This window comes from Streptomyces sp. A012304 (assembly GCF_026008495.1).
Classification (GTDB): domain Bacteria; phylum Actinomycetota; class Actinomycetes; order Streptomycetales; family Streptomycetaceae; genus Streptomyces.
On the sequence record NZ_BQUN01000014.1, the window covers coordinates 1 to 7,829 of the forward strand.

Annotated in this window: 6 protein-coding genes; 3 read left to right on the plus strand and 3 right to left on the minus strand. The window is 68.4% G+C overall.

Annotated features, from left to right (window positions below; all coding sequences use genetic code 11):
- Positions 1-757: 757 nt before the first annotated feature.
- Positions 758-1,450 (plus strand): ribosome hibernation-promoting factor, HPF/YfiA family, encoded by a 693-nt coding sequence (hpf, locus tag ALMP_RS04745; RefSeq protein WP_375803432.1) that lies wholly within the window; start codon positions 758-760, stop codon positions 1,448-1,450.
- A gap of 205 nt (positions 1,451-1,655) precedes the next feature.
- Positions 1,656-2,402, plus strand: coding sequence for a response regulator transcription factor (locus ALMP_RS04750; protein WP_264924921.1), 747 nt, complete (start codon positions 1,656-1,658; stop codon positions 2,400-2,402).
- A 6-nt stretch (positions 2,403-2,408) separates the two neighbouring features.
- Here ALMP_RS04750 and ALMP_RS04755 read toward each other — a convergent pair whose 3' ends face one another.
- Both ALMP_RS04755 and ALMP_RS04760 read right to left on the minus strand, forming a co-directional pair.
- Positions 2,409-3,599: a winged helix-turn-helix domain-containing protein gene (locus tag ALMP_RS04755; RefSeq protein ID WP_264924922.1), complete on the minus strand. Its 1,191-nt coding sequence runs from the start codon at positions 3,597-3,599 to the stop codon at positions 2,409-2,411.
- Between the two features lie 63 nt (positions 3,600-3,662).
- Positions 3,663-4,232 (minus strand): GNAT family N-acetyltransferase, encoded by a 570-nt coding sequence (locus ALMP_RS04760; RefSeq protein WP_264924923.1) that lies wholly within the window; start codon positions 4,230-4,232, stop codon positions 3,663-3,665.
- Positions 4,233-4,514: 282 nt separating this feature from the next.
- Here ALMP_RS04760 and secA point away from each other — a divergent pair, with 282 nt between their 5' ends.
- On the plus strand, positions 4,515-7,331 hold the full coding sequence (secA, locus tag ALMP_RS04765) for a preprotein translocase subunit SecA (protein WP_264924924.1): 2,817 nt from the start codon (positions 4,515-4,517) through the stop codon (positions 7,329-7,331).
- Positions 7,332-7,451: 120 nt separating this feature from the next.
- Here the strand turns inward: secA and ALMP_RS04770 are convergent.
- Positions 7,452-7,829: Rv3235 family protein (locus tag ALMP_RS04770; protein ID WP_264924925.1), on the minus strand; the 378-nt coding region annotated here is incomplete at its 5' end.

Here is a 7,829-nt window from a genome sequence, read left to right on the forward strand (position 1 = left end):
GGCTGGAGAACATGGTGGGAGCGCTGGCCGTGGCGCCGGGAGGGGCGCGTGTGCTGCGCGGCGGTTCGGTGGTGCTGGTCGATGACGTCGTCACCACGGGCGCTTCCCTCGCGGAGGCGGCGCGCGCCGTGCGGGCGGCTGTCGCCCCGAAGCGCGCAGCCACGGCCGGGGCCGTCCCGCTGGAGCCCGTGTGGAGAACCAGGGACGCCGAGCGCCTCGCCCCGGCGCCCCCGCCCCTGCCTCCGCCCCTCGGCCGGTTCACCCCGTCGCATCCAGGCGTAATTGAAGGTGCCGCGGAGACGGCTGTGTATGTGGCTGTCGGTCGGGAAGGCAGAGGGGTACAGCCGTCCCGGGGCCGGATGTCGCCGGGGCGAGGCGGTGACCTGCTCCGTGCGGCGGTGGTCGCCGCGTCGCCGGAGTCGTTCGACATAAACCGGAACTGAGGGAGAACTTGCGTCGTTGCAGGTAATGAGAAGGCCAATTCACCTGAACGGAGGTACGCGGCAGTAGAGGGTGACGACATCCGTCCGAGCGAGATATGTTCGGTTGTGAGGGAAAGCCGCAGGCCACACCTCTCTAAGCCGAATGCCGTGCTGCGGTTTCGGTAATCACCCGCAGCACTTGGGGTGGAGATCTCGCCCATGGGGGAGGAGGAGGTGGACGTCACCGAGTCCGAGGTTCCGGCACTCACCGGAGCCTGCTGCAAAAGGGAGATGCTCCGCCGCTGATGCGGAGCGATCCGGGAACGGAGTTCTGCGTGGACATCGTCGTCAAGGGCCGCAAGACCGAGGTGCCCGAGCGGTTCCGGAAGCACGTGGCCGAGAAGCTGAAGCTGGAGAAGATCCAGAAGCTCGACGGCAAGGTGATCAGCCTCGACGTCGAGGTGTCCAAGGAGCCCAACCCTCGACAGGCCGACCGGTGCGACCGAGTGGAGATCACGCTCCGCTCCCGTGGTCCCGTGATCCGGGCGGAGGCAGCGGCCAGCGACCCGTACGCGGCACTCGACCTGGCGGCGGAGAAGCTGGACGCCCAGCTGCGCAAGCAGCACGACAAGCGTTACACGCGGCGCGGTGCACGCCGGCTCACGGCAGCGGAGGTCCCCGACCACGTCCCGGGCGTCGCGACCCTCAACGGCAACGGCCACCCCGTTCCGGCCGACGAGTCGGAGAGCGTGCCGACGAAGAAGATCGGCTCGCTCGAAGTGCAGGGCGACGGCCCGCTGGTGGTGCGTGAGAAGACCCATGTCGCCGCTCCGATGACCCTCGACCAGGCTCTCTACGAGATGGAGCTGGTCGGCCACGACTTCTACCTGTTCGTCGACTCCGAGACGAAGGAACCCAGCGTCGTCTACCGGCGGCACGCCTACGACTACGGCGTGATCCACCTGCGGACGGACACCATGGTCACGCAGGCGCACTCCCCCGAGGCGGGCGGCGCACTGGGCGGCTGACCGATGCCGGTGGTGGCTTGAGTGGGTGCCCCTGGAGCGCTTGTGCGCCCCCAGGGGCATCCGTGTGCGACCCCTTCGCGCGCCTCTCTGTCACCGCGTTGTCCTTCAGGCATGGAATCATGGCAGGAACGGCCCAACCGGTGGGTTGTTGCCTTGCGTTGGCGATGGCACAGGACCACGGCCACAGCCTTCAGGGGGAGGAACGATGGCGGACAGCTTCGGACCGATGCATGACGGGGATGCCGACGACGGCGTCGTCGGCATGGGCCCGGACGGGGGCACTTCACGCAAGGAGCCGATCAGGGTCCTTGTCGTGGACGATCACGCCCTGTTCCGCCGGGGGCTGGAGATCGTGCTCGCGGCCGAGGAGGACATCCAGGTCGTCGGTGAGGCCGGTGACGGGGCGGAGGCGGTGGACAAGGCGGCCGATCTGCTGCCGGACATCGTGCTGATGGATGTGCGGATGCCCAAGCGCGGTGGCATCGAGGCGTGCACCTCCATCAAGGAGGTGGCTCCCAGCGCGAAGATCATCATGCTGACGATCAGTGACGAGGAGGCCGACCTCTATGACGCGATCAAGGCGGGTGCGACCGGCTATCTCCTGAAGGAGATCTCCACGGACGAGGTGGCCACCGCGATTCGCGCGGTGGCGGACGGGCAGTCGCAGATCAGCCCTTCCATGGCGTCGAAGCTGCTCACCGAGTTCAAGTCGATGATCCAGCGCACGGACGAGCGTCGGCTCGTCCCCGCGCCGCGGCTGACGGACCGTGAGCTGGAGGTCCTCAAGCTCGTCGCGACGGGCATGAACAACCGTGACATCGCCAAGGAGTTGTTCATCTCCGAGAACACGGTGAAGAACCATGTGCGCAACATCCTGGAGAAGCTGCAGCTGCACTCCAGGATGGAGGCGGTGGTGTACGCGATGCGGGAGAAGATCCTCGAGATCCGGTGAGCGTGGCTAGGCGAGGGCGCGGGCCAGTTCGGTGGTGAGCGGTTCGCGCAGGGCGGGGGCGTCCACGCGTTCCACGCGTATGTTCGTGCAGTCGACCCAGGTCGCCGCTTCCCGCAGGGCTTGTGCGACGGCCGGGACCGCCTTCGGGCCGTCCAGGGTGACCTGCTTGGCGACCAGGGTGCGGCCCTCGCGGGCGGGGTCGACGCGGCCCACGAGCCGGCCGCCGGCCAGGACCGGCATCGCGAAGTAGCCGTGAACGCGTTTCGGTTTGGGGACGTAGGCCTCCAGGCGGTGGGTGAAGCCGAAGATCCGTTCCGTGCGTGCCCGGTCCCAGATGAGGGAGTCGAAGGGGGACAGCAGCGTGGTGCGGTGGCGGCCGCGGGGGGCGGTCTCCAGGGCCGCGGGGTCGGCCCAGGCGGGTTTGCCCCAGCCGTCGACCGTGACGGGCACCAGGCCCGAGTCGGCGATCACGGCGTCGACCTGGTCGCCCTTGAGACGGTGGTAGTCGGCGATGTCCGCGCGGGTGCCGACGCCGAGGGCCTGGCCGGCCAGGCGGACCAGGCGGCGCAGGCATTCGGTGTCGTCCAGTTCGTCATGCAGCAGGGGTTCGGGGACGGCGCGTTCCGCGAGGTCGTAGACGCGTTTCCAGCCGCGGCGCTCCACGCAGACCACCTCGCCGTACATGAGTGCGCGTTCGACGGCGACCTTGGTGCCGGACCAGTCCCACCACTCGCTGGTCTTCTTCGCGCCGCCCAACTCGGTGGCGGTGAGGGGGCCTTCGCCGCGGAGTTGCTTGATGACCTGGTCGTAGGTGCCTTCGGGGAGGTGGTGGTTCCAGAGGGGGCGGCTGCGGTAGGCGCGGCGGCGGAAGGCGAAGTGGGGCCACTCCTCGATGGGGAGGATGCAGGCGGCGTGGGACCAGTACTCGAAGGCGTGGGGTCCGGGGGTGCCCGGGGTCGGTTTCCAGTAGGCGTTCTCGACGGTGGTGCGGCCCACGGCTCCCAGGCGGGCGTAGGGGATGAGTTCGTGGGAGCGGGCGAGGACGGAGATGGTGTCGAGTTGGACCGCGCCGAGGTGGCGCAGGACGCCGCGGACGCCCGCCTTGCGGTTCGGGGTGCCGAGGAAGCCCTGGGCGCGCAGGACGATGCGGCGGGCTTCGTCTGCCGAGAGGTCGGTCGTGGGGCGCGGGGTGGTCATGCTGCGCACGATAGGGGGTGGGTCTGACAGCAAGTGGTGACCTGCGGGTTTGTCGGGCGCCGGTCAGTTTCTGGTGGGCAGGTAGGGCGAGGTGGAGGGCAGGCCGAGGTCGGAGGGGAGGAGGGAGGCCACCCAGCAGTCGCGGCGTACGCCTTTGTTGTCGATCGCGGAGCGCAGGGTGCCTTCGAGGGAGAAGCCGGCGTGTTCGGCGACGGTGCGGGAGGCGGTGTTGCCGACTTCGGCGCGCCATTCGACGCGGTCGACGGCCAGGTGGGTGAAGGCCCAGCGGGAGGCGGCGAGGGTGGCCTCGGTGGTGTAGCCGCGGCCGCGGTGTTCCTTGGTGGCCCAGAAGCCGATCTCGGCGGTGCCGAGGGAGCGCATCGTGAGGCTGAGCATGCCGGTCAGGGGCCCGTCGGGGAGGAACACGCCGAAGGTGAACATCGAGCCGTCGGCCCAGCCGTCGGGGACGATGTGTTCGGTGAAGCCGCTGGCGTGTTCGGGGAGGTAGGGGGAGGGGAGGGTGGTCCAGCGCAGGATCTCGGGGTCCTGGGCGGCGGCGAGGACCGCGTCGGTGTCCTGGGGGCCGACGGGGCGCAGGACGAGGCGGTCGGTGGTCAGGGTGACGGGTTCCATCGGCTGATTCTGCGGGTGGGTGTCCAGCGGTCGCCATCGATTTCGCGGTGGGTGAGGGGGCGGTCACAATTCGCGCAATTCGTTGGCGGGAGGCGGCACCATCCGGAAGGCCCGGCCGTTGTCCTCTTCACAGGAGAATTCTCGTGTGGTGCGAAGGAGTGTGCGGTCCGCGTCACGGCAGGCCTCCCGACGTGGTGGGGTCCTCGCATACGATGGCCGTTGCTCAGTAAGTCAAATTGAAACCGACCGTCCCAGGCCCGACCGGCAAGGAGACCAACCCCCGTGTCCGTCCTCTCGAAGATCATGCGTGCAGGCGAAGGCAAGATCCTGCGCAAGCTGCACCGCATCGCGGACCAGGTCAACTCCATCGAAGAGGACTTCGTCGGCCTCTCCGACGCCGAGCTGCGGGCCCTCACCGATGAGTACAAGCAGCGGTACGCCGACGGGGAGTCCCTCGACGACCTGCTGCCGGAGGCGTTCGCCACGGTGCGTGAGGCGGCCAAGCGTGTGCTCGGCCAGCGTCACTACGACGTGCAGTTGATGGGTGGTGCGGCCCTGCACATGGGGTACGTCGCCGAGATGAAGACCGGTGAGGGCAAGACCCTGGTGGGTACGCTGCCGGCTTATCTGAACGCCCTCTCCGGTGACGGCGTCCACCTCATCACGGTCAACGACTACCTGGCCGAGCGTGACTCCGAGATGATGGGCCGGGTCCACCGGTTCCTCGGTCTGAGTGTCGGCTGCATCCTCGCCAACATGACGCCGGCGCAGCGCCGCGAGCAGTACGCGTGCGACATCACGTACGGCACGAACAACGAGTTCGGTTTCGACTACCTGCGCGACAACATGGCGTGGTCGAAGGACGAGCTGGTGCAGCGCGGCCACAACTTCGCGATCGTCGACGAGGTCGACTCGATCCTCGTCGACGAGGCCCGTACGCCGCTGATCATCTCTGGCCCGGCCGATCAGGCCACCAAGTGGTACGGCGACTTCGCCAAGCTGGTGACGCGCCTGAAGCGGGGTGAGCCGGGCAACCCGCTCAAGGGCCTGGAGGAGACCGGCGACTACGACGTCGACGAGAAGAAGCGCACGGTCGCGATCCACGAGGCGGGTGTCGCCAAGGTCGAGGACTGGCTGGGCATCGACAACCTGTACGAGTCGGTGAACACGCCGCTGGTGGGCTACCTGAACAACGCCATCAAGGCGAAGGAGCTCTTCAAGAAGGACAAGGACTACGTCGTCATCGACGGCGAGGTCATGATCGTCGACGAGCACACGGGTCGTATCCTCGCCGGCCGTCGGTACAACGAGGGCATGCACCAGGCGATCGAGGCGAAGGAAGGGGTGGACATCAAGGACGAGAACCAGACGCTCGCCACGATCACCCTGCAGAACTTCTTCCGCCTGTACAACAAGCTGTCCGGCATGACCGGTACGGCGATGACCGAGGCCGCCGAGTTCCACCAGATCTACAAGCTCGGTGTGGTGCCGATCCCGACGAACAAGCCGATGATCCGCAAGGACCAGTCGGACCTGATCTACCGCACGGAGGTCGCGAAGTTCGACGCGGTCGTCGACGACATCGCGGAGAAGCACGAGAAGGGGCAGCCGATCCTCGTCGGTACGACGTCGGTCGAGAAGTCCGAGTACCTCTCGCAGCAGCTCAGCAAGCGCGGTATCCAGCACGAGGTGCTCAACGCCAAGCAGCACGACCGTGAGGCGACGATCGTCGCGCAGGCGGGCCGCAAGGGCGCGGTGACGGTGGCGACGAACATGGCCGGCCGTGGTACGGACATCAAGCTGGGCGGCAACCCGGAGGACCTCGCCGAGGCGGAGCTGCGGCAGCGTGGCCTCGACCCGGAGGAGCACATCGAGGAGTGGGCGGCCGCGCTGCCGGCCGCGCTGGAGAAGGCCGAGCAGGCCGTCAAGGCCGAGAAGGAAGAGGTCGAGGAGCTCGGCGGTCTGTATGTGCTGGGCACCGAGCGGCACGAGTCGCGTCGTATCGACAATCAGCTGCGTGGTCGTTCCGGCCGTCAGGGTGACCCGGGTGAGTCCCGGTTCTACCTGTCGCTGGGCGACGACCTGATGCGGCTGTTCAAGGCGCAGATGGTCGAGCGCGTGATGTCGATGGCGAATGTGCCGGACGACGTGCCGATCGAGAACAAGATGGTCACGCGCGCGATCGCGTCGGCCCAGTCGCAGGTGGAGCAGCAGAACTTCGAGACGCGTAAGAACGTCCTGAAGTACGACGAGGTCCTCAACCGTCAGCGTGAGGTCATCTACGGTGAGCGGCGGCGTGTGCTGGAGGGCGAGGACCTGCACGAGCAGATCCAGCACTTCATGGACGACACCATCGACGCCTATGTCACCGCCGAGACGGCCGAGGGCTTCGCGGAGGACTGGGACCTGGACCGGCTGTGGGGTGCGTTCAAGCAGCTGTACCCGGTGAAGGTCACCATCGAGGAGCTGGAGGACGCGGCCGGTGACCGGGCCGGTCTGACCGCCGAGTTCATCGCCGAGTCCATCAAGGACGACATCCGCGAGCAGTACGAGGCGCGTGAGGCGCAGCTCGGCTCGGAGATCATGCGGGAGCTGGAGCGGCGGGTCGTGCTGTCGGTCCTGGACCGCAAGTGGCGTGAGCACCTCTACGAGATGGACTACCTCCAGGAGGGCATCGGTCTGCGCGCGATGGCGCAGAAGGACCCGCTGGTGGAGTACCAGCGTGAGGGCTTCGACATGTTCACCGCGATGATGGACGGCATCAAGGAGGAGTCGGTCGGCTATCTGTTCAACCTGGAGGTTCAGGTGGAGCAGCAGGTCGAGGAGGTTCCGGTCGAGGACGCCAAGCCGGTCGGGGACGCGGACAAGCAGGATGTGGTGCCCGCGCAGGCGACGGCGCGTCCGGAGATCCGGGCCAAGGGTCTGGACGCTCCGCAGCGGCGGAACCTGCACTTCTCCGCGCCGACCGTGGACGGCGAGGGCGGCACCATCGAGGGTGACTTCGACAGTGACGGTGAGCCGGTGCGTTCCGAGGCCGACGGTCTCACGCGCGCGGAGCGCCGCAAGCAGGCGAAGGCCGGGCGGCGTCGTAAGAAGTAGTCGGTGAGAAGGAGCCGTACGGAGTAGGCGTCAGCGGGCGCCGTACGGCGGGAGTTTCGCGGCAGGGCCGGGTCACCCGAGGGTGCCCGGCCCTTCGGCGTGCCCGGGGAGGGTGGCCGGTCAGTCGTCCGTCGGGCGGGGCCTGCGGGGGCCGCCGAGTTCGACGGCGGTGCAGCGCCAGCGGTGGTCGGTGCCGAGTTCCAGGCGGAACGCCATGGCGCGCAGGCGGTCTCCGGCGCCGATGCGGGCGAAGGCCTCGATGGCGCCGGGGCGGGGGACGAAGTAGCCGATGTCGCGGACGGTGGGGCGGGTGCCGTGGGTGGTGCGCAGGGGGCCGCGTTCGGCGAGGTGCGCCAGGTCGTCGTAGGCGGGGCCGAGGGTGTGGCGGAGCATGGAGTGGACGGGGCGTTGGCCGCTGAGGACGGCGAGGAGGCGGTCGGCGAAGAGGTCGGTGGGGCGGGGCGGGGTGACGGGCCGGTGCGGGGTGCGGGCGGGGGC